25 protein-coding genes are annotated in these 25,455 nt (G+C 65.0%); 6 read left to right on the plus strand and 19 right to left on the minus strand.

Going from position 1 to position 25,455, the window contains the following annotated elements:
* Positions 1-117: 117 nt before the first annotated feature.
* The 4 genes from MB901379_RS20290 to MB901379_RS20305 form a co-directional block, all read right to left on the minus strand.
* The gene (locus MB901379_RS20290) at positions 118-1,116 is read right to left on the minus strand and encodes a thiamine pyrophosphate-dependent enzyme (protein WP_158018244.1); all 999 of its coding nucleotides are present in this window, start codon (positions 1,114-1,116) and stop codon (positions 118-120) included.
* 76 nt (positions 1,117-1,192) lie between these two features.
* The gene (locus MB901379_RS20295) at positions 1,193-2,716 is read right to left on the minus strand and encodes an MFS transporter (protein ID WP_408632308.1); all 1,524 of its coding nucleotides are present in this window, start codon (positions 2,714-2,716) and stop codon (positions 1,193-1,195) included.
* 154 nt (positions 2,717-2,870) lie between these two features.
* Positions 2,871-3,761: an ArgK/MeaB family GTPase gene (locus MB901379_RS20300; RefSeq protein ID WP_158018245.1), complete on the minus strand. Its 891-nt coding sequence runs from the start codon at positions 3,759-3,761 to the stop codon at positions 2,871-2,873.
* A gap of 7 nt (positions 3,762-3,768) precedes the next feature.
* Positions 3,769-4,920: a thiolase family protein gene (locus MB901379_RS20305; protein ID WP_158018246.1), complete on the minus strand. Its 1,152-nt coding sequence runs from the start codon at positions 4,918-4,920 to the stop codon at positions 3,769-3,771.
* Between the two features lie 135 nt (positions 4,921-5,055).
* On the opposite strand from MB901379_RS20305, the gene MB901379_RS20310 reads away from it, so the two are divergent.
* A complete protein-coding gene (locus tag MB901379_RS20310) occupies positions 5,056-5,910 on the plus strand; it encodes a proline iminopeptidase-family hydrolase (RefSeq protein WP_174237121.1) in 855 nt (284 codons plus the stop codon).
* A gap of 9 nt (positions 5,911-5,919) precedes the next feature.
* Here MB901379_RS20310 and MB901379_RS20315 read toward each other — a convergent pair whose 3' ends face one another.
* The 4 genes from MB901379_RS20315 to MB901379_RS20330 are packed head-to-tail and all read right to left on the minus strand — an operon-like array spanning position 5,920 to position 10,059.
* Complete coding sequence (locus MB901379_RS20315) at positions 5,920-6,687, minus strand: enoyl-CoA hydratase/isomerase family protein (protein WP_158018247.1); 768 nt, start codon at positions 6,685-6,687, stop codon at positions 5,920-5,922.
* A gap of 1 nt (position 6,688) precedes the next feature.
* On the minus strand, positions 6,689-7,786 hold the full coding sequence (locus MB901379_RS20320; RefSeq protein WP_158018248.1) for an acyl-CoA dehydrogenase family protein: 1,098 nt from the start codon (positions 7,784-7,786) through the stop codon (positions 6,689-6,691).
* Positions 7,773-8,678, minus strand: coding sequence for an acyl-CoA dehydrogenase family protein (locus MB901379_RS20325; RefSeq protein WP_158018249.1), 906 nt, complete (start codon positions 8,676-8,678; stop codon positions 7,773-7,775). The genes MB901379_RS20320 and MB901379_RS20325 overlap by 14 nt, the downstream gene beginning before the upstream one ends.
* Complete coding sequence (locus MB901379_RS20330) at positions 8,656-10,059, minus strand: class I adenylate-forming enzyme family protein (protein WP_158018250.1); 1,404 nt, start codon at positions 10,057-10,059, stop codon at positions 8,656-8,658. Before MB901379_RS20330 ends, MB901379_RS20325 begins: the two co-directional genes overlap by 23 nt.
* Before the next feature lie 140 nt (positions 10,060-10,199).
* On the opposite strand from MB901379_RS20330, the gene MB901379_RS20335 reads away from it, so the two are divergent.
* Positions 10,200-10,481: a 2Fe-2S iron-sulfur cluster-binding protein gene (locus MB901379_RS20335; RefSeq protein WP_158018251.1), complete on the plus strand. Its 282-nt coding sequence runs from the start codon at positions 10,200-10,202 to the stop codon at positions 10,479-10,481.
* 122 nt (positions 10,482-10,603) lie between these two features.
* Here the strand turns inward: MB901379_RS20335 and MB901379_RS20340 are convergent, their stop codons facing one another.
* The 4 genes from MB901379_RS20340 to MB901379_RS20355 are packed head-to-tail and all read right to left on the minus strand — an operon-like array spanning position 10,604 to position 14,582.
* The gene (locus tag MB901379_RS20340; protein WP_158018252.1) at positions 10,604-11,632 is read right to left on the minus strand and encodes a CaiB/BaiF CoA transferase family protein; all 1,029 of its coding nucleotides are present in this window, start codon (positions 11,630-11,632) and stop codon (positions 10,604-10,606) included.
* A complete protein-coding gene (locus MB901379_RS20345; protein WP_158018253.1) occupies positions 11,629-12,585 on the minus strand; it encodes a TIGR03564 family F420-dependent LLM class oxidoreductase in 957 nt (318 codons plus the stop codon). The genes MB901379_RS20340 and MB901379_RS20345 overlap by 4 nt, the downstream gene beginning before the upstream one ends.
* Positions 12,570-13,007, minus strand: coding sequence for a cobalamin B12-binding domain-containing protein (locus MB901379_RS20350; protein WP_158018254.1), 438 nt, complete (start codon positions 13,005-13,007; stop codon positions 12,570-12,572). Before MB901379_RS20350 ends, MB901379_RS20345 begins: the two co-directional genes overlap by 16 nt.
* Entirely contained in the window at positions 13,008-14,582 is a 1,575-nt protein-coding gene (locus tag MB901379_RS20355; RefSeq protein ID WP_158018255.1) for a methylmalonyl-CoA mutase family protein, read from the minus strand.
* A gap of 153 nt (positions 14,583-14,735) precedes the next feature.
* On the opposite strand from MB901379_RS20355, the gene MB901379_RS20360 reads away from it, so the two are divergent.
* Entirely contained in the window at positions 14,736-16,277 is a 1,542-nt protein-coding gene (locus MB901379_RS20360; RefSeq protein ID WP_158018256.1) for an amidase, read from the plus strand.
* 13 nt (positions 16,278-16,290) lie between these two features.
* Here MB901379_RS20360 and MB901379_RS20365 read toward each other — a convergent pair whose 3' ends face one another.
* The 4 genes from MB901379_RS20365 to MB901379_RS20380 form a co-directional block, all read right to left on the minus strand.
* On the minus strand, positions 16,291-17,103 hold the full coding sequence (locus tag MB901379_RS20365) for a methyltransferase domain-containing protein (protein WP_158018257.1): 813 nt from the start codon (positions 17,101-17,103) through the stop codon (positions 16,291-16,293).
* Between the two features lie 151 nt (positions 17,104-17,254).
* The gene (locus tag MB901379_RS20370; RefSeq protein ID WP_158018258.1) at positions 17,255-19,339 is read right to left on the minus strand and encodes a hypothetical protein; all 2,085 of its coding nucleotides are present in this window, start codon (positions 19,337-19,339) and stop codon (positions 17,255-17,257) included.
* A 172-nt stretch (positions 19,340-19,511) separates the two neighbouring features.
* Positions 19,512-19,676: a hypothetical protein gene (locus MB901379_RS20375; RefSeq protein ID WP_158018259.1), complete on the minus strand. Its 165-nt coding sequence runs from the start codon at positions 19,674-19,676 to the stop codon at positions 19,512-19,514.
* A gap of 99 nt (positions 19,677-19,775) precedes the next feature.
* Positions 19,776-20,579: a M15 family metallopeptidase gene (locus MB901379_RS20380; RefSeq protein WP_408632309.1), complete on the minus strand. Its 804-nt coding sequence runs from the start codon at positions 20,577-20,579 to the stop codon at positions 19,776-19,778.
* A gap of 260 nt (positions 20,580-20,839) precedes the next feature.
* Between MB901379_RS20380 and MB901379_RS24845 the strand changes: the two genes are divergently transcribed.
* Positions 20,840-21,871 carry a GH12 family glycosyl hydrolase domain-containing protein gene (locus MB901379_RS24845; RefSeq protein ID WP_232021917.1) on the plus strand — a complete coding sequence of 344 codons (1,032 nt, stop codon included), beginning with the start codon at positions 20,840-20,842 and terminating at the stop codon, positions 21,869-21,871.
* A 48-nt stretch (positions 21,872-21,919) separates the two neighbouring features.
* Here the strand turns inward: MB901379_RS24845 and MB901379_RS20390 are convergent, their stop codons facing one another.
* Positions 21,920-22,681, minus strand: coding sequence for a maleate cis-trans isomerase family protein (locus MB901379_RS20390; RefSeq protein ID WP_158019343.1), 762 nt, complete (start codon positions 22,679-22,681; stop codon positions 21,920-21,922).
* A gap of 177 nt (positions 22,682-22,858) precedes the next feature.
* Here MB901379_RS20390 and MB901379_RS24850 point away from each other — a divergent pair, with 177 nt between their 5' ends.
* A complete protein-coding gene (locus tag MB901379_RS24850) occupies positions 22,859-23,035 on the plus strand; it encodes a hypothetical protein (protein WP_232021918.1) in 177 nt (58 codons plus the stop codon).
* Between the two features lie 35 nt (positions 23,036-23,070).
* Positions 23,071-23,658 carry a MarR family winged helix-turn-helix transcriptional regulator gene (locus MB901379_RS20395; RefSeq protein WP_158018261.1) on the plus strand — a complete coding sequence of 196 codons (588 nt, stop codon included), beginning with the start codon at positions 23,071-23,073 and terminating at the stop codon, positions 23,656-23,658.
* Positions 23,659-23,665: 7 nt separating this feature from the next.
* Here MB901379_RS20395 and fni read toward each other — a convergent pair whose 3' ends face one another.
* Positions 23,666-24,712 carry a type 2 isopentenyl-diphosphate Delta-isomerase gene (fni, locus tag MB901379_RS20400; protein WP_158018262.1) on the minus strand — a complete coding sequence of 349 codons (1,047 nt, stop codon included), beginning with the start codon at positions 24,710-24,712 and terminating at the stop codon, positions 23,666-23,668.
* A 465-nt stretch (positions 24,713-25,177) separates the two neighbouring features.
* On the minus strand, positions 25,178-25,414 hold the full coding sequence (locus MB901379_RS20405; protein ID WP_158018263.1) for a hypothetical protein: 237 nt from the start codon (positions 25,412-25,414) through the stop codon (positions 25,178-25,180).
* Positions 25,415-25,455: the final 41 nt, after the last annotated feature.

Below are 25,455 nucleotides of genomic sequence, written 5' to 3' on the forward strand. Positions count from 1 at the left end.
CGTTCGGTCGGCGCAACCACTCGCCCTGCGGACGCCGCGCGCGGTGGACGGGATGGCCAACACCTCAACTCCCTTCCACGGCGCACCGACGATGCCCGCAGGCAACTTCGTGCGGCTTCATCGACGGCTCCCGGTTTGCCCGTCCGCTTTGGTCACGGTATGGCCGAACCCGCCATCGGCGGGCCGTGGCCCGCTCCTGGCCAAAGCAACGGCGTCAGCGATGAGTTGGCGCGCTGTTTGCTCAACATTGTCGAGCTGCTCGCGGTCGACGCCATCGGCAATGAGCCGCCGGCTGGCGGAAATCAACGGATCCGGGAACCCCTCGGTGGCCGGGTGTTCGCCAATATCACCACGGTCGGTCATCACGAATTCGGCATTCCGAGCGATGCTGGCTCGCACAAGCTTCGGCCCGCCTCCTGCGCGAGCCCGCTCGACCGCCCTGGCGACACAGTCTCGAACCGCTTCGACGTCGTCGCCGTCGACGGTCTCACTGGGCAGGCCTTTGCAGACAGCGGTCGGATACAACCGGGCATCACATTCCTGGCCGTCCGCACCGACGGTCGTCGCACGGCGGACGCTCTCGACCAGAATCACCACCGGAAGCTGCCACAACATGGCCATGTTCGCGGCCTCATTGATTGCTCCGGAATTTAGATCGACGTCCTCGGCAACACACAGGGTGACCCGACCGCTGGCATCCAGCCACTGGGTGTACGCGTGACCGATCGCCAACAACGGCGAGTGCTCCCCCACCCGTGGGGCGGTCAACCTCCCTTCGGCGGGCGTGTCGGGCCGCCGGTCGTCGTCATCGGCGCCGGACTTGGTTGCGGGACCGGCCATCAACTCAGCGATCATCGAGCCAAGTGGACGGCCAACGCCGACGTGCGAGACATGCGCGCGACGGGCGCTGATAACGATATCCCCCGCCCGCAATGCCGCCGTCGCACCGATGCCCACGGCCTCACGGCCGAGGGCCGACTCCACCGGCCGGGAAATCAAACCTTCGGCACGCAACTGTTCCAGCGCCATGTCGAGCAGCCGCAGCACCCACATCCGGCGATACAGCTCGAGGCGATCGACCAACCGTTCAGCCGACCGCGCACCACTCCCAGTCATATGTCGCCTCCTTCCTCTTCTTCCTCTTTTGTGCTCTTAGGCGCTTTAGGTGCTCTTGGGCGCTCTCGCGGTGGAATCACGATCTTGCAGAGCGACACCCGCTCAAAGCTGGGACCGTGGTGGACCCGCGCAATGTCCGGCCCAGCGGTAGGCACAGCGCGGCACCGATCATGCCGACGGTGACCGTCACCAGCGCGACAGCCCGATGGCCACCGTGAGTCAGGCTGTACGAAGCCATAATTGGCGCGATCACCGAAGCAATTGCCAGCGTCATCGACCAGATTCCGTGATAGCGCCCGCCACTCGCCGGTGGTGCGATCCGGTGCACGACCCCGGCAGCGATGACGAACCACGCGATCTCGCCCGGAGTACATGCCGCGGTCGCCACGGCAAATCCCAGGGTGGTGTGGGCGAGCGCGGCACCCGCCATGCTCATCGCCGTCCAGCCGCCAGCGACGGCCAGGATGTCCAGTCGCGGCTGAATGCGGGCCACGACCTTGCGGCCCAACCAGGGAGTGATCAGCGGAGTCAGCCCGCTGCCCGCAACGGCATTCGCCAGCTGTGCCCAACCGAATTCCGTCGCGCCTAACCCCCTGTCGGCCATCAGCATCGGCACCGCGGCATACAAACCTCGCACGGCCGTCAGCGTCGCAAGGCTGGATAGGAACAGCAGCACCAGCCGGCCGTCGGAAAACGCGCGGCGGCAACTGGTGTGATCGGCCACCGACCGCGTCACCACCGGGTGACGACGGTGCCTCCGTGTCGCGGTCCGCCCAGTCGCGACTCGGGTCGGTGCCGGGATGCAGCACGCCGCTACCAGCGCAAGCATCGCGCACGCCGCCGCGTTGACCCAGAACAACAACGGCACGCCCGACCAGCCGGCGAGCAGCCCACCGATGCCACCGGTGATGGCGCGGCCGATGCTGACGATCCAGCCGAACCGCCAGGCGTCGATCTTTGCTCGTCGCCGAGGGTCGGGGACCAATTCGGCGATCGCGGCGCCCAGCACCGGGCGCGGCGCGTCGTAGACCACACCGGTGACCATGGCTCCCACCACCAGCGCCGGCACGGTGTGGGCCTCGGCCATCAGCGCCAGCACGGCGGCCGCCAGCAGCATGGTGGACGACAACGTCGCCCGAGGTCCGATGCGGTCCACCAGCCAACCGCAGGTCAGCTGCCCCGTGGCCCAACCCAGCCCGAAAGCGGCCAGGACCACGCCAACTGCTCCCGCGGTGTAGCCCCGCCCGGCCACGTGAAACGCCATGAACGGGTAGGCGAACCCGGCCGCACGCACAACCAGGTTCCCGCTCAGCAGCAGCCAGATGACGTTCGGATAGCCGTGGTCGGCTGGGCTGCCCGGACGAGCGGCCCGCTCTCGCAGAGCGCGGGCGCCCCGAGGGCCCGTCGATGCAACGCTAAGACAGGCCGCTCTTGGCGTCCGGAAGAATCTTGCTTTGGCGCCGCCCAAGCCACCGCCGACGTATACGCCCGGAGGAACGGCGACAACGGTTTGCACGCGCACAACGGCGCTGTGGGCATCGCTTTGTGAGTCGGTACTCGCCATCGACTTGCCGACGGCGATGCCTGCCGTTGTCGTCACCAAAGGAACGGTAGGCACTATCCCCTCCAGCTAACTCCACCGATCGGACGAAAAAGCGGTCGGCGACCGGTCCCCTGATCGGGGGACATGGGCGGCTGGCGCGCTGGCAAACCGGGCTAAATGGGCACCCCTACACCGTCGGGCGATGAGCCCTTCACGGCTTCTGGGACGGCGGGCATAGCAACTGTTCGGCGGCCGAATAGGGATCATCGCGACCCGCGACCACCTCCGCTGCGAGTCGATCAAGGTCTGCTCGGCTACGCAGCCTGGTCTGCGCCAACGATAGGATCTGCGCTCGGGCGCGTGACAACCGGCGGGCGTGGCTGTCGCTGCGGTGATGGGCATCAATCGCCGCGACCAGCTGCCCGACGTCACCGCGCGCGGCCACCAGGCTGACGATCGGAGCCCCGAGCGGACTCAGTTCGGCGCGCAAGTCCCGCACGGTTTGCGCAGCCCCGTCGCGGTCGGCCTTGTTGACCACGACAATGTCAGCGACCTCCAGCAACCCGGCTTTGGCGACCTGTACGGCGTCGCCCGCCCCCGGGTTGAGGATCACCACGGTCGGGTCGGCGAGGGCCGCGATCTCGATCTCCGACTGGCCGACGCCGACCGTCTCGAGCAAGACGGTGTCGTAGCTGATGGCTCCCAACAGCCCAATTGCCGCGGGAACTGCGACGGCCAGACCGCCGAGATGACCGCGACTGGCCATCGAGCGGATCAACACATCCGAGTCGTTGATATGAGCAGCCATTCGGATGCGATCGCCAAGCAATGCGCCGCCGCTGAACGGCGAGGACGGGTCCACCGCCAGCACCGCAACCCGGCACTCGCGCTCTCGGTAGGCAGCGACTAGGGCTGCGATCGTTGTTGACTTGCCCGCGCCCGGAGGGCCAGTGATGCCGATGACTCGCACCGGGTGCCCCGGCACAGCCCGAACGTCCGCCAGTACCTCGTCTCGGCGCTCTCCCTCGACGAGACTGAGTAGCCGACCCGCGGCGCGCTGAGATCCTTTGCGCGCAGCGGCAATCAGATCGGCTATGTCCATTCACGCATTATGGCGCCCCGACCTCGATCACCGTCGCCGAGCCCATGCCGCCGCCCGCGCACATCGCCGCGACTCCGATGCCGCCGCCGCGGCGGCGCAATTCGTGCACCAGCGTCACCAGCATTCGGGCGCCAGTCGCTGCCACTGGGTGTCCCAGTGAGCACCCGCTGCCGCTGACGTTGACTCGGTCCGGGTCGAGATCGAGCATCTTGACCGTCGCCACGCACATCGACGCGAATGCCTCGTTGACTTCGAACAGGTCCACGTCAGAGATCGAAAGCTGGCCACGGGCAAGGGCTTTCGGTATGGCCTCGACCGGCGCCAGGCCGGTGGCCGCAGGGTCCACGCCCACGGACGCCCAGGACATGACCCGCGCCAGTGGCGGCAGTCCGAGCCGGTCACTGAGCTCGCCGGTCGCGATGGCCAACACCGCGGCACCGTCGTTGACACCGCAGGCATTGCCCGCCGTGATCGAGAATCCTTCGATTTCAGGATGCAGGGGCTTGAGCGCGGCCAGCTTCGCCATGGTCGTGTCGCGGCGCGGATGTTCGTCGACCGCAAAGACACCGTGCGGCGTCTGGATCGGAACAATCTCTTCCTTGAACCGTCCTTCGTCGATGGCGGCGATCGCATTGCGATGTGAGCGCAGCGCCCAGGCGTCCATCTCCTCACGGCTCACCCCGGCGGCCACGGCCGCGTTCCAGCCGACGGTGATCGACATGTCCATGTTGGGTGCGTCCGGCTGGTCGGGGTGGGTCGGCGGATACCAGTCGACCCATTCGCCATCGATGTGCATCCGACACCGCGGCGAGGTAGAGGCCGAATTCACCCCACCGGCGATGATGAGCCGGTCCATCCCGGCGCGCACGCTTGCCGCGGCACTCTGCACGGCCGCTTGTCCGGCAGCGCAGTGCCGGTTCTGAGCCAGGCCGGGCACCTGGCCAAGACCGGCCGTGATGGCCGCATGGCGGGCGACCACGCCGCCGCCATACAGACCCTCGCCCAGGATCACATCGTCGACCTGCCCAGAGTCCAGATTCGCCGCGGCTTCGCTGACCACGTGGTGCGCCAGGTCGAACGCGGAGGTGTCACGCAATGTTCCTTTCCGCGCTGTTCCGATGGGAGTACGCAGGGCGGACACGATCACGGCTTCGGGCACAGGTTCTCTCCAATTGCGGTGGCGCGGGAGCGTACGCCACCCACGCGCGAGAACACTATTCTCGCATTACGAGAGTATGAGTTGCAAGAAGGCCGGTTGCCGGCGCTTCTCTACACTGCTGCTGTGGCTCAGTCGGTGGCGACAATCGCGGTTCCCGGTGGCAAAGTCTGGTTCAAGCGCGTGGGCGGCGGGCCCGGGCTCCCCTTGCTCGTGGTGCATGGTGGGCCCGGCCTGCCGCACGACTACTTGAGGTCCCTGGAGCGCTTGGCCGACGAGCGCGAGGTCATTTTCTGGGATCAACTTGGCTGTGGAAATTCCGAATGCCCTTCAAACGTGGACCTTTGGACCATGGAGCGATCGGTGGCCGAGATGGACGCCGTGGTACACGCCCTGGATCTCAATTCCTGCCACATTTTTGGCAATTCATGGGGCGGTATGCTCGCCCAGCAGTATGTGCTCGACGCGGCCTGCGGCGCGGCTAGCTTGACCATCTCGAACAGCACTGCGTCCATCCCGGCATTTGCCGACTACGTGAGCCGGTTGAAGTCCGAGCTGGACCCGGCCACCCAATCTGCCATTGACCATCACGAAGCCGCCGGCACCACGGATTCGGCCGAATACCAGGCCGCGATCACCACGTGGAACGAGACGTACCTGTGCCGCGTTCGTCCCTGGCCGAGCGAGCTCTATGAAGCATTCCAGAACATGGGCAATGAGATCTTCCAGACGATGTTCGGGCCGAGCGACTTTCGCATTGTCGGCACCATCCGAAACTGGGATGTGGTCGATCGACTGACCGCAATAACGCTGCCCACGCTGCTGCTGGCGGGCAAGTTCGACGAATGTTCACCGGAGCACATGCGGGAGATGCATCGACGAATTTCCGGTTCGCGTTACGAGTTCTTCGAATCGACCGCGCACCTGCCCTTTATCGAGGAGCCCACCAGGTTTGACCGCGTGATGCGTGAATTCCTCAGCCAACATGAATGATTGAGATCTTCAGCCCTTGCCCGCCGCCAGCCTGCCCACGAGCGAGCGGAAGTCCTCGGTGGTGAATGACTGATGTTCGGCCGAGAGTGCGTAGTCCAGACTCGCCAGGACAGCACGTTCGAGATGAATGTTGAGGACTCGTTTGGTGCTCTCGACCGCTTGCTGGGGCAGCTCCATAATGCGCTGAGCGCAGGCGGTGGCCTCGGTGACCGGGTCGTCCGCGACATGGTTGGCCAGCCCGAGCTGGACAGCCCGCTCGGCGCGAATTCGCGCGCCGGTCAGCGCATATTCCTTGGCCAGCAACAGGCTGATTTGCAACGGCCAGGTCAGCGGCCCGCCGTCCGCGGCCACCAGCCCCACCTGAACATGCGGGTCGGCGAGAAACGCGTCCCGGGCGATGTAGACGATGTCGCTGAGTGCGACCAGGCTGCAGCCAAGTCCCACGGCGGGGCCATTGACCGCCGCTATCACCGGAACGCGGCAGCGCGCCATGCCCAGCACGATCTCCCGCCCATCTCGAATGGTCTTAGCGCGTAGGGCCGCATCCTCGGCAAGCTCGGCGAGGTACGAGAAGTCCCCGCCTGCCGAAAACGCCTTACCGCTGCCGGTCAGCACCGCAACGCGGGCGGCGGAATCGTCGGTTAGTCGCTGCCACAGCCGCGCAAGTCCAACATGCAGATTGTCGTTGACCGCATTGAGATCATCCGGGCGGTTCAACGTGATAATCCGCAACGCCCCTTCCGCACGGACGTCGATTTCGGTTGGCATGTCATACATGTCAGACCCCCAGTCCCAAGATTCGCGAAGCGATGATGTTCTTCTGTATCTGCGAGGTGCCGCCCATCACGCTTTGCGCGCGGCTGTATAGATACGCGCCGAAGAGGTCCGGATCACGGGTACCACCAATGCCCAACGCAGCGTGCCCGACGGACTGTTCCACCCAGGTCATCAACAGCTTGTCCAGCGATCCTTCCGGTCCGTGTGATACGCCGTCGAGCTGTTCGGACAGCCGTCGCCGAACGTGGTGCGTCAGCATCTCCGCCTGGACGGCCGCCCAGGCGAGCTCATCACCTACCGGTCCATCGTTGCGCGCCAAAAGATCTGCGACCAACTTGTTGTAGCGGGCCGCATAGCCCAGCGTAGAAGGTTCCCGCTCGTGCCCGACTACGGTCATCGCGACCGCCCAGCCATCGCCGGGCTCACCAACCATCCGGTCCGCCGGGACTATTGCGCCGTCGAAGAAGACCTGCCCGAACTCATTGCTGACTCCGCTCATCATTCGCAACGGGTGTTGCTGTACACCAGGCTGTTTCATCGCTACAACGAATGCCGAGAGGCCGCGATGACGGTTTGCGCCGTGCTCGGTTCTGGCCAGCAGCAGACACCAGTCAGCCACATCCGAGTAGCTGGTCCAGATCTTGTGCCCGTGGACCACGTAGTTGTCGCTGTTGTCGCCCGCTCTGGTGGCGGTGGTGGTCAACGATGCCAGATCCGAGCCGGCGCCGGGCTCGCTGAATCCTTGGCACCAGCGCTCGGTGCCGTCGATGATGCCCGGCAGAAAGCGTTGTCGCAGTGCGTCGCTGCCGTGCCGGCCGATCCCGAAGACCAGGTAACCCACGCTAGGTCTCGGCGGAGCACCCGCACGCGCCAACTCTTCGTCGACGATCACGTCGTAGACCGGGGATAGTTCCAAGCCACCATATTCACGCGGCCAGGACAGCCCGAAGAATCCTGCTTGGTAGAGGGCTCGATGCCAATCGGCCTGCCGCGCCCAGTATTCGTCACCGGAACCGTGATACTCCTTGGTGTGCAGCGAAAGCCAGCTTCTTAAGCGGTCCCGGAAAGCGGCCTCCTGTGGTGAATCACGAAAATCCAAGACCGACCTCCTTCAAGCTCGCCGGCCACAGCTCGGTCGATGTCAGCGCGCGACGCAGGTACACGTGCACCAGGCAGTCCCAGGTGTTACCAATGCCACCATGTACCTGTACCGCGGTCTCGCACACGGTTCGAGTTGCACGCGCGCAATACACTTTCGCGACGCGGGCCGCGTGCACGGCTTCACCCGGCGTGAGTTCGTCCACCGCCCATGCGGCATGCCGCAACACACTGACCGAACCTTCGATCAGGGCGAGACTTTCCGCCAGTAGGTGGGCAACAGCCTGATAGGAACCGATCGGTTTGCCGTATTGTTCCCGAAGCTTTGCGTAGTCGCATGCGACGGCGTGCACGCCGCGCGCACCGCCTACCAAGTCCGCCGCCGTGGCGACCTGCGCCAGCGCGTGCCATCGTTGGGCGGCATCGGCGGCGATCTCGCCGAGAACCACCGGTGATCCGACGATCTCGGCCGCGAGTCTGGTCAAATCCGCTGCGGTAGTGCCGGAATCCAGATCGGCGGCCACGACACGAGAACCGGCGAGCAGTAGTGCACGCCGATATCCGCGGGTATCGAAGGCATGAGCGCCGACGCCGATGGTTACGCCGGGCACGTCGACGTCGAGGTGGCGGGCTAGGTCGTCGGCCAGCACCGGGCCAAGAAACGCGGCGTCCACCAGCCGGCGCCCGAATTCCTCGGCGACGACCGCGACCTCAACGCCGGACGCTCCATCGGAGCGCAGCGAACGCCAGCCCGCCAGGTCAATCTGTCTGTCCAGAAGCGCACGTCGATTCTTGTCGGCCAGGTCTTGCACCGATCCGGGACCAAGCTCATCCGCCATTTTCGCTGCGGCGTCACGCAGCTGCTGCTGCTCAGCTGTCAAACGTACGTCCATAATGCTCCTTGAGCACCCGGCGCAACACCTTGCCAGAGGGCAGACGAGGGATCTCGGCTACGAACACCACTCGCTTTAGTCGCTTGTAGGACGCGAGCTTGGCCTCCACCCGGGCGATGAGTTCGGCGGCGTCGACCGGTGCCTGGGTGGCGACCGCGGCGACAACGGCCTCGCCGTCGGGACCGTCGGGGACGCCGAATACCCCGCAATCCCTAACCGCAGGATGGCCATGCAAGACCTTCTCGATTTCAGCGGGCGCGACTTGGAATCCGCGCACCTTGATCATCTCTTTGAGTCGGTCGGTAATTCGCAGCCAGCCGTCGTCGTCCAGCCAGCCGACGTCACCGGTCCGATACCAGCCGCCGCACCGGACCTCGGCGGTCGCTGCTGCCGGCAAATAGCCCGCCATCAGGGAAGCCGACCGCGCCTGAATCTCACCCGCCGCGCCCGAATCCACGGGCTGACCCGTGTCCAGCGAGACGACCCGCAGTTGCACTCCCGGTACCGCGCGCCCGACAGTGTCTAGCCGCGCATCATCGAGTGGACTGCACGCGATCACCGGCAGCTCCGTGGTGCCGTAGGCGGGCACCCATCCGACGCCGGTACGCGTCGTCACCGTCTCGGCGACGCTCGCGCTGATCGGCGTGGCACCCCACATGATGAACCGCAGTGACGACAAGTCGTAGGACTCCAGCCGCGGATGCGCGGCGATTGCCAGCGCAATGGGAGCCACCGCCATTTCGACTGTGATGCGGTCGGTTTCGATGTGCTGCAACATCCGGTCCACGTCGAAGCGCCGATGCAGGCGCAGCCAAGCGCCGGTCCGCAACGCGGTCAGGATGTTGAGCAGGCCGAGGATGTGCGAAGGCGGTGTCGCGATCTGGATGCGGTCGCGTGCGGTGAGCTGCAACGCGTCCCGCCAATGGCGAACGGAGGCGGCCAGCGATGCATGGGTGTGCCGGACCGCCTTTGGCAGCCCCGTGGTTCCGGAACTGAACACCAGCACCGCGTCGCCCTCCGACGCCGACGGTCCAACCACCGATGCACCGGCGGTGATCGGTTCGTCGAGGTGCAGCATCGGCATCAGGTCGGCAAGCACCGGCTGGTCGCCCATGGCATGGGCCGGCTCGGTCAGCGCGAGGGCGTGGTCGACCTCGTCACGCTTCCAGGCGGGACTGATCAGGAGCGCGGTCGCTCCAAGCCGCCAGATCCCGAGCAATGCGGCGACGAACTCCGGCCGGTTGGACGCCATGAGCGCAACCCGTTCGCCGGCGATGACACCCGCTTTGCGCAGAGCTGCGGCCAGAGCACCGGCCGATGCGTCCAGGTCGGGCAGGCTATATCGCCGATCCTCGAACGCGAGCGCGGCCGGCTCGGTCACTCTCGTCCTTCCGACACTCCAGACCACCTTGAGAAGGTACTATCGTTTGGGGAGAATAATATTCTCTATTCTGAAGAACGCAAGTGACTATCGTTCCCGGTTAGTCCGGTTTGATCCCGGAGCAACGCAAGAAGGCGGTCATGGCGCAACCAGGCATGGTGACGATCCACCTCGACCGCAAGATGGTGTCCGTACCGCTGGTCCCCGGCGAGACCCTTTTGGAGTGCGCGCGAAGGGCCGGTCTGGACCCACCGTTCAACTGCGAGGCCGGCAACTGCGGCACCTGCATGGCCCGGCTCACCGAGGGCGGCGCGACCATGCGGATCAATGACGCGCTCGACGACAGCGAGGTGGCCGACGGGTACATTCTGACCTGCCAGGGCATTCCGGACACTCCGTCGATCACTGTGCGCTACGAGTAGCCGGCCGGGAGCCATCGACCGTGGCCAGCGGCATCATTCATGTCGAGAGTCGACCCAGTTCGCCCGACCGCGAGCAGCAGTACAACACCTGGCACACCGGGAGAGTCGACCGTCCGACAGCCCTACCGGAGCTGTGGCGCCGGGCGGTACTGCGGCCGATAGCCCGACAGCTGGACCGGGTTACCGACCAGACGGAAATCACCTGCACGAATGATCGATTCGGGATTTTCCCTCAACGCCTGCGACAAGGTACGAACGGCCGCCGCCGGCACCCCCAGCGGACGTAGTCGGCGCTCCCACCCGGTTGCGGTGTCGGCTGCCAACACTGACGTCACCGTGGCGATCACCTCATCGCGCCGGGATGCCCGCTCGGCCATGGTCACGAAGCCATTGATGCCGGCCTCGTCGGCAAAAGACTTCCAGAATCCGTCGTGGGTGACGAATAACGCCAGATAACCTTCGGCAGTGGGGAATAGCTGGGCCGGGACGTAGTACGAGTGCGCGCCGTGCGGTCGGCGCTGCGGCTCGGCACCGTCGTTCAGGTAGGCGGCCGCGTGGTAGTTCAGCTGCGAGAGCATGACGTCGAACAGGGGCACATCCACCTGTCCGCCACGACCCGAGATGATGGCCGCTAGCAGTCCCAGCGCCGCACACATTCCGGTGGAATTGTCGGCTGACGAGTAGCCCGGCAAGATGGGCGGACCGTCCGGTTCGCCGGTGAGCGCCGCGGTACCGCTGGCCGCCTGAATCACGTAGTCGAACGCCGGATCATCACCGCCGCACAATCCGAAGCCGGTAATCGCCACGCAAACGATCCGTTCGTTCCACCGCCGCAGCGCCTCATAGGTCAACCCCAACCGGCGGATTGCCGAGGGTTTCAGATTCACCAGCAGCGCGTGTGACTCGGCCGCCAACTCACCCAATCGGCGCTGTCCCGCTTCAGAATTCAGATCAAGACAGATGCTCGACTTGTTGCGGTTGAGGCTGGCGAAGTAGCTGTCGCCGACCGCGCGCGAGATCTCGCCCCCAGGAGGTTCGATCTTGACGACGTCGGCGCCGAAATCGGCCAACAGCATGGCGGCGTACGGACCGGCCAACATCGTTCCGACCTCGAGGATGCGTATTCCCGCCAACGGGCCGGTGGGCTTCACCGTAACTCCGTTGCCAGCTCGGCGATCAGCTCGCGGGTGCGGCGTTTGGAGGCCACCAGCTCCTCCCGGTCGTCACCGATCGGCAGTAGCCGCACCGACAAATCCGTGACGCCGGCATCCGCGAATCGCCGGAATCGAGCCAAGATTGCGTCCTCGTCGCCGGCCGCGCAGATGTCGCCGACGTCATTGGCGTCCCCATATCCGAGCAGCCGCTGGTAGTTCGGTGAAACCTCGGCTTCACCCAAAATGCGGTTGGCGCGCTCTCGTGCAGCGTCGACCTCGCCTGCCGCGCACAGGCATACGGGAATTCCGGCAACGATGCGCGGAGCGGGGCGTCCGGCGTTGTCGGCGGCCTTGATGATCCGCGGCCGGACATGTTCGGCCACCGCGCGTTCGTCGGCCATCCACAGCACGGTACCGTCGGCCCGCTCGCCCGCAATGGTCAGCATTACCGGCCCGAGTGCTGCGATCAGCACCGGCAAGGGTGCCACCGGTCCCAGGTCCAACGGGTTGTGCACCCGAAATGTCGCGTTCTGCACATCAACCGGGCCGGGGTTGGCAAACGCAGCGGCCAGCACCTCGAGGTAGTCGCGGGTGTAGGCCGCTGGTCGCCGGTAGGCAATCCCGAGCATGTCATCGATGATCCAGTGATGCGACGGCCCGACACCGAGTACCAGGCGACCACCCGTTGCCGCGTGCACCGATAGTGCTTGGCGGGCCAACGCGATGGGATGCTGCGCCTGTAACGGAACAACCGCTGTCCCTAGTTCGATCCGATGGGTGCGCATCCCCATGAGGGCGACCGCCAACAGCGCGTCAAAATCGTTGGGAATCTGCGGAATCCAGGCACTGTCCAGGCCGGCACTCTCGGCCCAGTCGATATCGGCCAACATCCGGGAGACCTTGCGCGCCGAGTCCCCGCGCTCGGGTCCGACCATTACTCCGATACGCACGATTCCTCCGAGCCCGGTTGCGGGGCAGGTTGCGGCGTGCCAATCAGCGCACAGATGTCACGCACGAGTGTGTCCAGCGGTGTCCCGGTAGGGAATACCGCCGCCGCACCGGCGGACATCAGTTTGGGCACATCGGCATGTGGAATCGTCCCGCCGACAACGACGGCAATGTCTTCGGCATCGGCGGCGCGCAGCGCTTCGATGGTGCGTGCGGTGAGCGCCAGATGGGCACCGGACAGGATGCTCAGGCCCACGACGGCCACGTCCTCTTGGACAGCGATTGACGCGATGTCTTCGATGCGTTGCCGGATGCCGGTGTAGATGACCTCGAAACCGGCGTCACGCAGGGTGCGGGCGACGATCTTGGCGCCGCGGTCGTGTCCGTCCAGACCGGGTTTGGCGACCAGAATCCGCGCGGCCATCTAGAACACCACCGGTTGCTGGAATTCGCCCCATACCGCCTTGAGCGCCGAGACCATCTCACCGACCGTGCAGTAGGCGTTGGCGCAGTCGATCAGCCGGTGCATCAAGTTATCGCCGCCGTCGGCACCCCGCGACAACGAGGCTAGGCTGGATTGCACTGCGCTGCCGTCTCTTTCGGCCTTGACCTTGGCCAGCCGCTTGAGCTGAAGATCGCGGCCCTCGGCGTCGAGCTCATAGGTGACGACGTCTGGCTCAGGCTCCGCCGAAACGAACCGGTTGACCCCGACAACCGGCCGGGTGCCCGCCTCGACGTCCCGGTGGATCCGAAAGGCTTCGTCGGCGATGAGGCCCTGCAGGTACCCGTCCTCGATGGCGTTGACCATGCCGCCGTGGCGCTCGAGGTCGGACATGATCTCGATGATGCGGGCTTCGGTGGCGTCGGTGAGCGCCTCGACAAAATAGGAACCGCCGAGCGGGTCGGCGACGTTGGCCACGCCGGTTTCGTAGGCGAGGATCTGCTGGGTACGCAGTGCCAGGGTGGTGGATTCCTCGGTCGGTAGCGCAAAGGGCTCATCCCAAGCCGCGGTGAACATCGACTGCACGCCACCCAACACCGCCGCCATGGCCTCATAGGCGACGCGGACGACGTTGTTGTGCGCCTGTGGTGCATACAGCGACGCGCCGCCACACACGCAGCCAAAGCGGAACATCGATGCCTTGTCCGTCTTCGCCCCGTAGCGTTCACGTACGATGGTCGCCCAACGACGCCGTCCCGCACGGTATTTGGCGATCTCTTCGAAGAAGTCGCCATGGGTATAGAAGAAGAACGAGATCTGCGGCGCGAACGCGTCAATGGACATTCGGCCACGTGCTACCACGGTATCGCAGTAGGTAACGCCGTCAGCCAAGGTGAACGCCATCTCTTGAACGGCGGTGGCCCCGGCATCACGAAAATGCGCCCCCGCCACCGAGATCGCGTTGAATTTCGGGACCTCGGCCGCGCAAAACTCGATGGTGTCGGCGATGAGTCGCAGCGAGGGCTCCGGCGGCCAGATCCAGGTCCCACGCGAGGCGTACTCCTTGAGTATGTCGTTTTGAATCGTCCCGGTGAGTTTTGCCCGCGGGATGCCCTTTTTCTCGGCGGCGGCCACATAGAACGCCAGCAGGATTGCCGCGGTCCCATTGATGGTCATGCTCGTGCTGATCTTGTCCAGCGGGATGGCGTCGAACAGAATCTCGGCGTCAGCCAGGGTGTCGACCGCGACACCCACCCGCCCGACCTCCTCACCGAAGTCCGCATCGTCGGAGTCGTAACCGCACTGAGTGGGCAGATCGAGCGCCACCGACAGTCCTGTCCCGCCCTGATCGAGCAGGTAGCGGTAGCGGCGATTGGATTCCTCGGCGGTACCAAAGCCGGAGTATTGCCGAAACGTCCACAGCTTGCCGCGGTACCCGGAGGCGAAGTTACCCCGGGTGAAAGGGAAATCGCCCGGCGGCGGAAGGTCCGGCCGACCATCCTGCGGACCGTACATCGGCTCGAGCGGTATGCCGGATGGGGTTTGCACATTATCCATCGATGAATAACGTACTTGCAAAAAAAGAGAATGCCAATACCATACGGCTGACCAGGCCAAATGCCTGATCGCGATCGTCGTGTCAGCGGCCGGCGCCGGCCGACGGGCTCTATGCTGCTCAGCGCGAGGGCCAAACACGCTGAGGAGGTCGACATGGCCGTTAGGAGACCATCGGCGGCTGACATCGATGCCGCGGCGCGACACTTCGGCTTTCACTTCGACGGCGGCTCCGAACGGGACTACCTGGGCGCCGTCCTGGCCATGTTGGCGTCCTACGACGTGGTCGACGAGCTCTACGACGACCTCGCGCGGCCACCGGTATCCCCACGCGACTACCGATTCCTGGAACGCGGCGACAACCCCCTCGGCGCATGGTACGTCAGCACCGACATCAGCACCGGGGCCCAGGGACCGCTATCGGGCAGGACGGTGGCCATCAAAGACAACATCGCCGTTGCCGGCGTCCCAATGATGAACGGATCGCGGGCGATGGAGGGTCTCATCCCCAGCCGGGATGCGACGGTCGTCCGGCGGCTGCTCGACGCGGGAGCCATCGTTTCGGGCAAGAGCGTCTGCGAGGATCTGTGCTGCTCCGGTTCCAGCTTCACATCAGCTTCGGGCCCGGTGCGCAACCCGTGGGATCCGATGCGGGAAGCGGGCGGGTCATCCAGCGGTAGCGCCGCGCTGCTCGCCGCCGGAGAGGTCGAGCTGGCGCTCGGTGGCGACCAGGGCGGCTCGGTTCGGATTCCGGCATCGCTGTGTGGCATCGTCGGATTCAAACCGACGTACGGGTTGGTCCCCTACACCGGAGCATTCCCGATCGAGCGAACGATCGATCACCTCGGCCCCATGACACGCACTGTCGCCGATGCCGCGCTCATGCTCAGCGTGATCGCCGGACCCGACGGCGAGGATCCGCGGCAGCCCGGTGAAGTGCCCGCCGTGAACTACCGGGCGGAACTGACGGGCGCGGTGGAAGGCCTTCGGGTGGGCATCCTGACCGAAGGATTCGGCCAGCAGGAATCCAACCCGAACGTTGACGAGTTGGTCCGATCAGCTGCGCACCGGTTCAGCGAAATAGGTTGCACCGTAGGCGAGATCAGCGTCCCCTGGCACCGGAAAGCGTTTCACATCTTTACCGTGGTGATTACTGACGGCGCCGCGTATCAGATGCTCGACGGCAACGGGTACGGGCTCGGCGCGGACGGCAGTTACGATCCCGAACTCATGGCGCACTTCGCACGCCAGCGGCTGATCAATGCCGACGAACTCGCCAGCACCGTCAAGGCGACCGCGCTGTGTGGCCGCTACGGCCTGACAACCCTCGGCGGCGCCTCTTATGCCAAGGCGCGAAATCTATTGCCGCACGCGCGTGCCGCCTATGACGACGCGCTTGACCAATACGACGTCCTGGTGATGCCGACCGTGCCCGGCACCGCCGAGGCCCTCCCGACAGGCGGGCCGCAGGATTTTGCACTACTGGCCCATGCGCACGGCAAGGCCATCAACACCTCCCCCATGGACGTCACCGGGCATCCCGCAATCTCCGTTCCGGCCGGCCTTGTCGACGGCCTGCCCGCCGGAATGATGATCATGGGCAAGCGATTCCACGACGCAACAGTATTGAAGCTGGCGGACGCATTCGAATCCCTCTGCGGCGGGTTCCCTAGCGCTCCGGTGATGCCGACTAGTTGATCCGAGGCCAGCCCTAAACTCGACACAGGATTTCACCGTGCGGAATGGCCATCCAGCCCTCGGGGGCGTGCGCCCAGGACCGCCATGTCGCGGAAATGTCTTGCAGCTCCACCGGTGTGGCAAGTCCCGAGTCCACCAAGGGGCGGGCCAGGTCCGACCGAAGGACGCGTTCCGCCCAAGTCTGACCCCACCAATTGCGATCCTCGGGCGTGGCAAAACACCAGATGGACCCGGTGGGGCTGATGTCATCGAACCCCGCACGTTGCGCCCAGGACAGCAGGCGGCGACCCGCATCCGGTTCGCCGCCGTTGCGCCGGGCCGCCTGGCGATAGAGCTGCAGCCATCGGTCCAAGCCCGGCAGCTGCGGGTACCAGATGAAGCCCGCATAGTCGGCGTCTCGGGCCGCGACGATGCCCCCGGGTGCACAGACCCGCTTCATTTCCCGCAGCGCCCCGACGGGATCTGCGACGTGCTGCAGCACCTGATGCGCATGCACGACGTCGAAGGTGTCGTCGGGGAAGTCCAACGCGTTCACGTCGGACGTCACGAAAGTGATGTTGGCCAGGTTCCGCGCTTTGGCCGCAGTACGAGCCACGTCCAGGATCTCCTGCTTCAGTTCGATGGCCGTAACCTGACCGGGAGCGATTCGCTCGGCGATGTCGGCGGTGATTGTTCCGGGTCCACAACCGACGTCAAGTACGGCGATGCCTGGACGTAGGTGCCCCAACAGATAGGCCGCGGAATTCTGCGCGCTGCGCCAACTGTGCGAGCGCAGCACCGATTCGTGGTGGCCGTGGGTGTAGACGGCCCGGGGCTGGTGGTTCACGAGTACGACTCCTTGCCGGTCAACGTGGTCGGGTGCAACCCACACTAACCGATCGGTTCAGATAGTGATATTTCTGTCTCGCATTATGAGACACCGATTGGTCCGTGGCAAACACCGCAGATACGAGAGCCGACGACACCACGACCTGGGGTCAGCGGTCGGATTCTCGGGTTTGCCGAGCACGCCGCTGTTCGAGCGTTGATCGCAGCACTCCGCGAACCAGCCTGGCGAGGATGGTTTCGCCTGGACTGTCTTTGGCCATCGCGGCGATCACCGCCTCGAGTGTGGGTGCGACCGGTGGCGCAATGCTTTTCCGCACCACATCGTCCATGATCTTGACCGCCTCGCCGAGGTGTGCGGAGGGCTCGGCGATCTTCAGCGCGGCGCGCCAACCTCGGTCCGGGCGAGCCTCTGCCAGCAACACGAGGACCTGATCCGGCGCGCAGGCCAGCGCTTCCGCGACCGCTTGGGCCCAGCCGGTGAGGATGGTGAGGTCCTCGATGTCCAGCGCGGGCGGCAGGGGCGCGTCGGGCTGCCACGACCGTGATTCCAAAGATGTGGGTGCCGCGTGGATTTGGTGTACGGCGACGTCGAAGTAATGAATCGAGTCGCCGATGGGTGGACGGCTATCGGCAGTACGACGCAGCGCGCGGTCCCCGCAGATGGTCAGTACGACCCCGTGGGCACCCGCCTCCAGCGGGACCTCCCGGATCCCCCGGACGGGGTCCTTCCACAAGCCGACCACCGAGGAGGACGGCTGCCCGGCGGGCCGGCAGCGCTGCACCATGCCGTAAGCAGACAACGTCGCAACCGCCGAGCCGGGGTCGTCGGCCAACACACTGGCATACCTGGCCGCCCAACGCGATGTCAGCTGCGGTCCGTCCAGCAAGGGGGTGAAGACCAGCGTCGGGCCTACCGACCGAACGACGTCAGCGACATCGTCGCGTTGGGCAAGATCTTCACAAACCAAGCAGACCAGGGTCAGTTCTTCGCCGAGTTCCACGAATTGCACCGTGCGCCGAGCGACGTCCATCGCCTCCCACCAAAGGATGTGCGGGTGGAGGGCACCGCCCAGGTGGTACTGGAAGATCTGTGATTCGTTGAGTGACCATCGATGGTGTTTGTTCTGGCGGACGTGAAACCACCTCTGGCGATTCGAACCAGTTGCCACGGAACGCTTTTCAAGTTCCGGGCTCACGCCGATGTGCACCCAGTTGCCCGGCAGTCGACCCGATTGCGGCATCGGCTGGCGCACACCGGTCATGAGCATGGTCACCCCGTGGTGATCCAACACGGCCTCGAGATCGTCGATATCGCCCTCGTCGACGGCGCTCTCCGGGAAGACCACCACATCAATCCCGCCGACCTCGTCTCGGGCCGCCATCACCGTGCGGTCCACCAGGTCCAAGTCGAGCCGTTCGGCCGGTGCGAACTCGAAGTAGCCGAACGGCTCTGTGGCCAGCCGGCACACCGAGCCTTCGACGGGGTGAAAGTCCGACTCACGCACCCGAAGCGGCCAGGGCAGCAGCAGCACGTTGGCGTAGTCGGCCTGAAAATTGGTACCCCGGTGCCGGGCCGGGATCTTGGACCACCGGACCTCCGCCCCGGGGCGATGCACGCAGGCGTAGCGCGAAAACGAGCCCAGCGAAGTCCCCTTGGGCGACGTACGGACCTTCGGTAGTACCCGCACGAGGTGCGGGTGGATGCGCGCAAGCGATCCGGTTCTGGCCAACAGTTCACGACCACGCGCGCGATACACAAACCCCGTTTCGTTAGATCGACCGAGGGGAACACCCAAGCCCGCGCACGCTTCGTCCGCGATCGCATGAAGGGTCAAAAGCGCCTCGCACATTCGCCAGCTGCGGCCCTCCGCCAGATGCTCGAGCGGCATCTGGGCGTGCTCTCGAAACGCGGCCCACTCTTGGGCCACCAAATCGGGAACTGCCCGTCCACGGCTGCCGACCCAGCTGCTCCAATCCCGGCCGGCCTGCGCAACGGCCTCAGCCCAATTGGCGACGCGACCGGGCGGCCATGTCACATCGCCGGGCGGGGAGAAGACGAACCGATACACCTGCGTGTGGCCCAAGATCACATCGGTAAGAGCAAACAAATCGGGGGGCCATTCAAGCAGTGCGTCATCGATTGGGCGTCCGCTCAACGCCAACCACGTCGCCGCCGATGTCGGACCGGTCGAGCCGGGATGGGTCGATTGCATATCCGACGTGGTGCTTGCCATGTGCGCTCCGCTATCTCGGCGTAGGACCGCGCGCGCTCAACGACCCCTCGGACGGGGCGTCGTCACCAACATCGAGCAAACCGACGCCCGGCGACTCGGAGCACATCGGATCGCAACTGGAATCGCTGACATCGGTGCGGCAGCGGTATCGCTGCGCGGCCCGCGACATCGGTCAGCCGCTCTGAAACGCCGGCTCGTTGTCGCTCAACGCGATTGCGCCTGGGCTGCCGAGTGACGTCATCGTGGCCTCCGGGAGGTGATGAGCGCGCCCACCGGGGCCGAACAGGTAGGTGCCGGATACGCGCCATCGATGAGCAAAGCTGTTGGCAAACAACATACCTTCGTTGGTAGCCGCAGCCAATGATCCGACCAATGACTCGCACCACGACGGGACTCGATCGTGTCCCGACAAATCACATCGGAAGACGGGCCCGGGTCAGTTGACGGGCACGTTGAGAATCGGACGGTCGACATCGGCGCCTGGGCCATCGAAATGCCACCACTCACCGGAATACACGGTCAACCCGCCGGCGTTCATCGCCGCCCGCAGATGGGCACGGTTGGCCTGCGCGTCGGCACTGACGCCCTGGGTGGCGAATGCTGTGGCCCGCGCCGAGAAGTCGTCGAAATCGGTGCCCATGTCGGCCAGACACAATCCGCCCAGTTGCCGCTGCGGTGGACACCGCTGCTGCACGCCGGCAAATGTCAGATCGACCGATCGCCCCGATTCATGGCTACGGGAATATTGTCCCGGACGCGCCACCCATGCCGGGTTCGAGACCACTTGAAACAGCCTGATCTGTACATCGTGCGGCCGGTAACAGTCCCAGAAGACCAGCAGCTGGCCCTGCGGGCGTAACGCCGCGGCCGCCGCCGACAGCCCCGCCGCCAGTGATTCGTGCACCAGACAGCGCGCACCGGACGGATACAGCACCGTGCCCGTGAAGTTGTTGGTCGTCGCGTAGCGCAGGTCGATCACGGCGTCGCGAACCACACTACGAACGTCGACGAATCCGGCCGAGCTGGCCGCGGCGCTCAGCGGCGGCACGCTGTCGTCCGGTGCACTGGTGGTGGCAACCGGGCGGATCGCCGAACTGGCCGCGGCAACCGAGCCGTCCGAAGCCGACGACGTCGGATCCCCACCGGAATAGCTACAACTCGCGGCGCACGCAATGACTACTGCACCGACGCCGAGTCTGCGCACCGGACCGATGCGGCGTTGCACTGCAGGAGTTGTCACCAATGCCAGCCTACGACGGCCGCCCAACATCAGCGCGAGGAGGTTGGCGACGATTGAGATTTCGCCGCGGTTTCGGTTAGGCGAAGATACAGCGGCATTTGCAAGTTCAGCATTATGCATCGTCTCGGTTGGGTTATAGCGTTGGGCCGGTGTCTGGACCTGATTGTTACCTCCGACGCCGGCGCCCAGCGAGCGCCATCGCAACGGTATTCGTCGCGGTCCTGGGCATCAGCTACCCTCCGGTTGCTCACGCGGCCGCGGTGAACGCGACATGGACCGTAACATCGCTATGGAACACGGGGTTCGTCGCCAACTACAAGATCACCAATTCGGCTGCGACGCAATTGACCGACTGGACGGTCGAATTCGATCTGCCCGCGGACGAGTCGGTCACGACTGTGTGGGGCGGCGAGCTTGATCAATCCGGAAAGCATTACGTGTTGACGCCGGAGGACTACAACCACACCGTCGCACCGGGCGGTTCGATCAGCGTTGGCTTCCAAGCCGCACTGACGGGCGCGTACACGGCGCCGGTCAATTGTGTGATCAACGGGGAACCCTGTTCCGATGGGTCGGTGCCACAAGGCGAATCCGCAACGCCCGCAGCCACGGTGACTGCCTCGAGCGGCACCCAGATCTGCGACCAGTTTGGCACCACCACCGTGGCGGGTAGCTACGTTGTGCAGAACAACCGTTGGGGCAGCAACGCCGCCCAGTGCATCGACGTCGCCGGCAGCGGGTTTTCGATCGCCAAGCAGGACGGCTCCGTCGCTACCGATGGCGCGCCACTGTCGTATCCGTCGATCTATCTTGGCTGCCACGACAACAATTGCTCGCCGGGCAGCAGCCTGCCCACCCAGTTGAATCAGATCCGCGCCGCCAACAGCAGCATCAGCTACGGCTACACCGATGGCACCTATGACGCCGCCTATGACATCTGGCTCGATCCCACTCCGAAGAAGGACGGCGTGAACCAGATGGAAATCATGATCTGGTTCAACCGCCAGGGCCCCATCCAGCCGGTCGGCTCCAAGACCGGTAGCGCGACGATCAGCGGGCGCGACTGGGACGTGTGGCAGGGCAATAATGGTGCCAACAAGGTCATCTCATACGTTGCGCCGACGCCAATGGACTCGTGGGATTTCAGCGTGCTGGATTTCACCAACGATGTGCGCACGAAGGGCTTGATTACCGACGCGTGGTACCTCACCAGCATCCAAGCGGGATTCGAGCCTTGGCGCGGCGGCGTGGGCCTGGCGGTTAACTCCTTCTCCGCCAACGTGACCCACTGAGAGGCCACCGGCCGCTACGGTCCGCGATCCGAGCGGGATGCGCCGCGGTCAACCGTGACCAGGGATGGCCTCGCTGAACAGCGCCCCCGCCTCAGCTGCGACCCGCGGTATACCCAGGGATTGCAATATCTTCCACGACGTCGCGGTGGCCGCCGAAATCACCGGTAGATCCAGCGCCGCCTCAGCCGCGGGGATAGCCGCCAGCGAGGGCATTTGAACGCAGGCCGACAGCACGACGGTGTCGACACCTCGCGTGTCGAGGCCTCGGGCGATGTCTGGTAGGCGCCTCGGATCGAGGCGACCCACCGCGCGGTTGTCGTCCACCTCGAGGCTGATCGCATCCTTCACCTCGATACCTTCGGCTTCGAGGTAGTCGACCACCTGTGCCGTGAGCGGCTTCATGTAGGGGGCTACCATCGCGATCTTCTTGGCGCCGAGCTGGTGGAGGCCTTCGACGAGGGCACCGGCGCTGGAGATGACCGCAACGGCGTCGCCGGCTTGAGACGCCATCTTGGTCAGGCGTTCTTCGATTTCGTGGTGAGCGTTCGTTCCCTGCGCCATGACGGCCACCAAGCAGGCGTAGGCCATCACATCCACCCCAGCATCGGCCAACTCGGCCGTTGCCCGTTCCGCATCGGCATTCATCGCAGCAAGTTGTTGCGGATCAACCTTTTTCATTCGCATGCGATTGGCGTGGAAGGTGAATTGATCGCCGGTGGCCGCACCGTTGGCCCGCAGCACAGCGGGCACCTCGGATTCCATTGTTGTGTTCGAACTGGGCACGAGTAGGCCGACTCGATAGCTCGACATCATTTCTCCTTTGAGAAACAGTCCTAGCCGAATCCTTCGCGCAGCGGGCTTCAGCCAGTTGGTGCACGACGCGACACCGGCGAGCGCAGCCGAACGCTGAGCCGACTCGCGTCGACCGGCACAAATCTACTCAGATCCGAGCCAGCCTGCGGTGAATTCCCCGAAACCGGGCCCGCCATGATTGACCCGAGGGCGTGCGCCGGCGCGCCGGTGGCGTGGGCGCCGCTGACACCAACCTTCATGCAGGTGAAGGCGTTGGCAGACTCCAGCGGCCGGCGCCCTGGCCGGCGCGGTCCCGACGAATACACGGTGCATGGACGCGTCAATGATCAAGCCAACGGGCTACAGCGATAAGCTAGGCGCCTTATCGCCAACAAGGATGCAGGTACGTGACGAAGCGCGGCGCCGCTGATCGACCGCCGAGTCGAGCCGAGTTGGAACGGCTATTGTCAGCCGATCTGAGGGAGATCACCGGCCATTCCGACCGGGTGGGCCGTCACTACGCGCGTCAACACGATCTGACCCACGGGGATTTTCAGGCATTGCTGCACATCATGATCGCCGAGTCCGCGGGCCAACCGTTGACGCCGGCGCAACTAAGTCAGCGCCTAGACGTCTCCGCGGCGGCGATCACGTATTTCGCCGATCGAATGATCGAGGCCGGACACATTCGGCGCGAGCCGGATCCAGCGGATCGCCGAAAGTCGCTGCTTTGCTTTGAGAACAGCACACTGGATTTGGCTCACGAGTTCTTCCTGCCGCTGGGTCAACACATCCAGTCGGCCATGGCTGACATATCCGATCGGGATCTGCTGGTCGCTCACCGGGTGTTCGTCGCGATGATCACCGCGATGTCGACGTTCGAGAACGAACTGTATGCGCCGCCCGAAGACGCGTCGGCACCCACCGAGAATGCAGCGCCGGCCACCGCCGGTCGCCGGCGAAGGCCGGCGGGCAAAGCCAAAACCACCGGCTAGCGCTGGGTTACGAGAGCGGGGACACGCCGACCGCGCGCAACGCCGGCAGGTCTGGCGCGCCGCAGCAGTGCAGGCAGATGCGCAGCTCCTCGATGAATCGCTGCAGCCAGTCCTCGACGGCGGCGACGGAGTCGATCGCGAGCCCCAGCAGCGGGCGAGCCATCGCGACCACGTCGGCGCCCATGGCGAGCGCCTTGGCCGCGTCCATTCCCGTGCGGATACCTCCAGAGCCGACCAGCGGGATAGTCGGCAGCTCATGGCGCACCTCGAGAATCGCCTGGGCCGTCGGTATGCCCCAGTTGGCCAGATCCGGGTAGCGCAGCTCTCCGTAGCGGACCAACTGCTCGACCTTCGACCACGACGTGCCCCCCGCACCGGCCACGTCGATGCCCGCCACCGGCGGCCCGCCGGGCCACTGACGCAGTTGCGCGACCGCTGCCGCGCCGATTCCGTGGCCAACCTCTTTGAGTAGCAATGGATAATCCAGCACATCAGCGGCCTCTTGCAGCCTGTTCAACGACCCGGAAAAGTCGGTGTCGCCGTTGTGCTGCATCGCCTCCTGCAAGGAGTTGGTGTGCACCGCAAGGACATTTGCGCCGGTGCGGTCCAATGCTTTGGCGATGTCGGGTGCGGCGGCCTTAGTCAACTGGGCGATCCCTATGTTGCCGATCAACAACACGTCGGGTGCGACGTCACGAACGGCGAACGTTGCCGCGGCCTGCTCACCTCGAGCGCCGTCGAGCATGATCCGCTGCGAGCCAAGCATCATCCCGATACCGAGCCGCTGGGCCGCTTCCGCCAGATTGCGGTTGATCGTTGCCGACAGCTCGGCGCCGCCCGTCATCGCACCGATCAGAATCGGCGCCTGCAGGCGCGCACCAAAGAATTCCGTCGACAAGTCGATGTCAGCCAGGCTGGTTTGGGTCAGCGCGTTGAGCGGCAGCCGGTATCGCTCCAACCCGGTGGTTACTCCTACGTAGTCAACGTCGCCGGTCAAACAGACATCGATGTGGCGGCGCTTGCGAATCGACAACTCGGCCGGATCGTTTGTCACTAGGCATCAACCGTCGTCGTCAGGATCCTTGTCGCCGCAATTGGGCCGAACCCAGTACTAGCGGTGACGTCCTTATTGCTCTTAGCGAGCGCGCAGCGTGGAGACCAATTTCGGTTTCCTGACAACACGAGTCCTTTGCGGGATTGCCAACGTTGCTAGGCACACTACGCTACACGCATGATCTTGTTAAGTAACTGAAGTTTCCGCTGGTAAGCAATGCGTTAAGGCCGATCACCATTCGAGATGGCGCCACATGTCGATTTTGCCATCCAAACGGGCGGTGAGGCTCATTGCAGCGACCGAATCCGAAGGTGGCCAGCGGCTGGACAAAGCCGCTGGCCACCGCCAATCAAGTTCCGCACCGCCTACTCAACCCAACGGCGCCGGGTGCGCGGCGGTCGCGAAGCCTTATCGAATCTCATGGGGCCGTCAAGAATGCCGGGTCAGCACCGGCAGTCCCGGCGGTCAGGCCAGACCGTTGCGCATTCCCCGAAGTAGATCTTCGTGCACCGCGGGACCCTCGGGCGCTAGTTCGCCGCAGTTGCAGCTGAAGCCGCCGAACGGGTTCGGCTCCTCGATGACCGGGTTCGGTTCGGCGCTGGCCGGTGCCGCCGCCCACAAGACGCAGCCGACAGCGATAGCGGCACTGGCCGATGCCTTTTTGATCACTCGGCGGCATCCGTGTTTGGTTTCAATCTTCATCGCACCCGCACCTCGGATCCATATTTTGCCAATCGCACAGC

Source organism: Mycobacterium basiliense (assembly GCF_900292015.1).
In the GTDB taxonomy this organism is placed as follows: Bacteria; Actinomycetota; Actinomycetes; order Mycobacteriales; family Mycobacteriaceae; genus Mycobacterium; species Mycobacterium basiliense.

Bases quoted from the DNA above. Each gene is read 5' to 3' on its own strand.
- MB901379_RS20290 (WP_158018244.1), bottom strand. From the start codon at position 1,116: ATGACTGGGAGTGGTGCGCGGTCGGCTGAACGGTTGGTCGATCGCCTC.
- MB901379_RS20300 (WP_158018245.1), bottom strand. From the start codon at position 3,761: ATGGACATAGCCGATCTGATTGCCGCTGCGCGCAAAGGATCTCAGCGC.
- MB901379_RS20315 (WP_158018247.1), bottom strand. From the start codon at position 6,687: ATGTATGACATGCCAACCGAAATCGACGTCCGTGCGGAAGGGGCGTTG.
- MB901379_RS20325 (WP_158018249.1), bottom strand. From the start codon at position 8,678: ATGGACGTACGTTTGACAGCTGAGCAGCAGCAGCTGCGTGACGCCGCA.
- MB901379_RS20335 (WP_158018251.1), top strand. From the start codon at position 10,200: ATGGCGCAACCAGGCATGGTGACGATCCACCTCGACCGCAAGATGGTG.
- MB901379_RS20350 (WP_158018254.1), bottom strand. From the start codon at position 13,007: ATGGCCGCGCGGATTCTGGTCGCCAAACCCGGTCTGGACGGACACGAC.
- MB901379_RS20355 (WP_158018255.1), bottom strand. From the start codon at position 14,582: ATGGATAATGTGCAAACCCCATCCGGCATACCGCTCGAGCCGATGTAC.
- MB901379_RS20360 (WP_158018256.1), top strand. From the start codon at position 14,736: ATGGCCGTTAGGAGACCATCGGCGGCTGACATCGATGCCGCGGCGCGA.
- MB901379_RS20370 (WP_158018258.1), bottom strand. From the start codon at position 19,339: ATGGCAAGCACCACGTCGGATATGCAATCGACCCATCCCGGCTCGACC.
- MB901379_RS20375 (WP_158018259.1), bottom strand. From the start codon at position 19,676: ATGTTGTTTGCCAACAGCTTTGCTCATCGATGGCGCGTATCCGGCACC.
- MB901379_RS20390 (WP_158019343.1), bottom strand. From the start codon at position 22,681: ATGTCGAGCTATCGAGTCGGCCTACTCGTGCCCAGTTCGAACACAACA.
- MB901379_RS24850 (WP_232021918.1), top strand. From the start codon at position 22,859: ATGATTGACCCGAGGGCGTGCGCCGGCGCGCCGGTGGCGTGGGCGCCG.
- MB901379_RS20405 (WP_158018263.1), bottom strand. From the start codon at position 25,414: ATGAAGATTGAAACCAAACACGGATGCCGCCGAGTGATCAAAAAGGCA.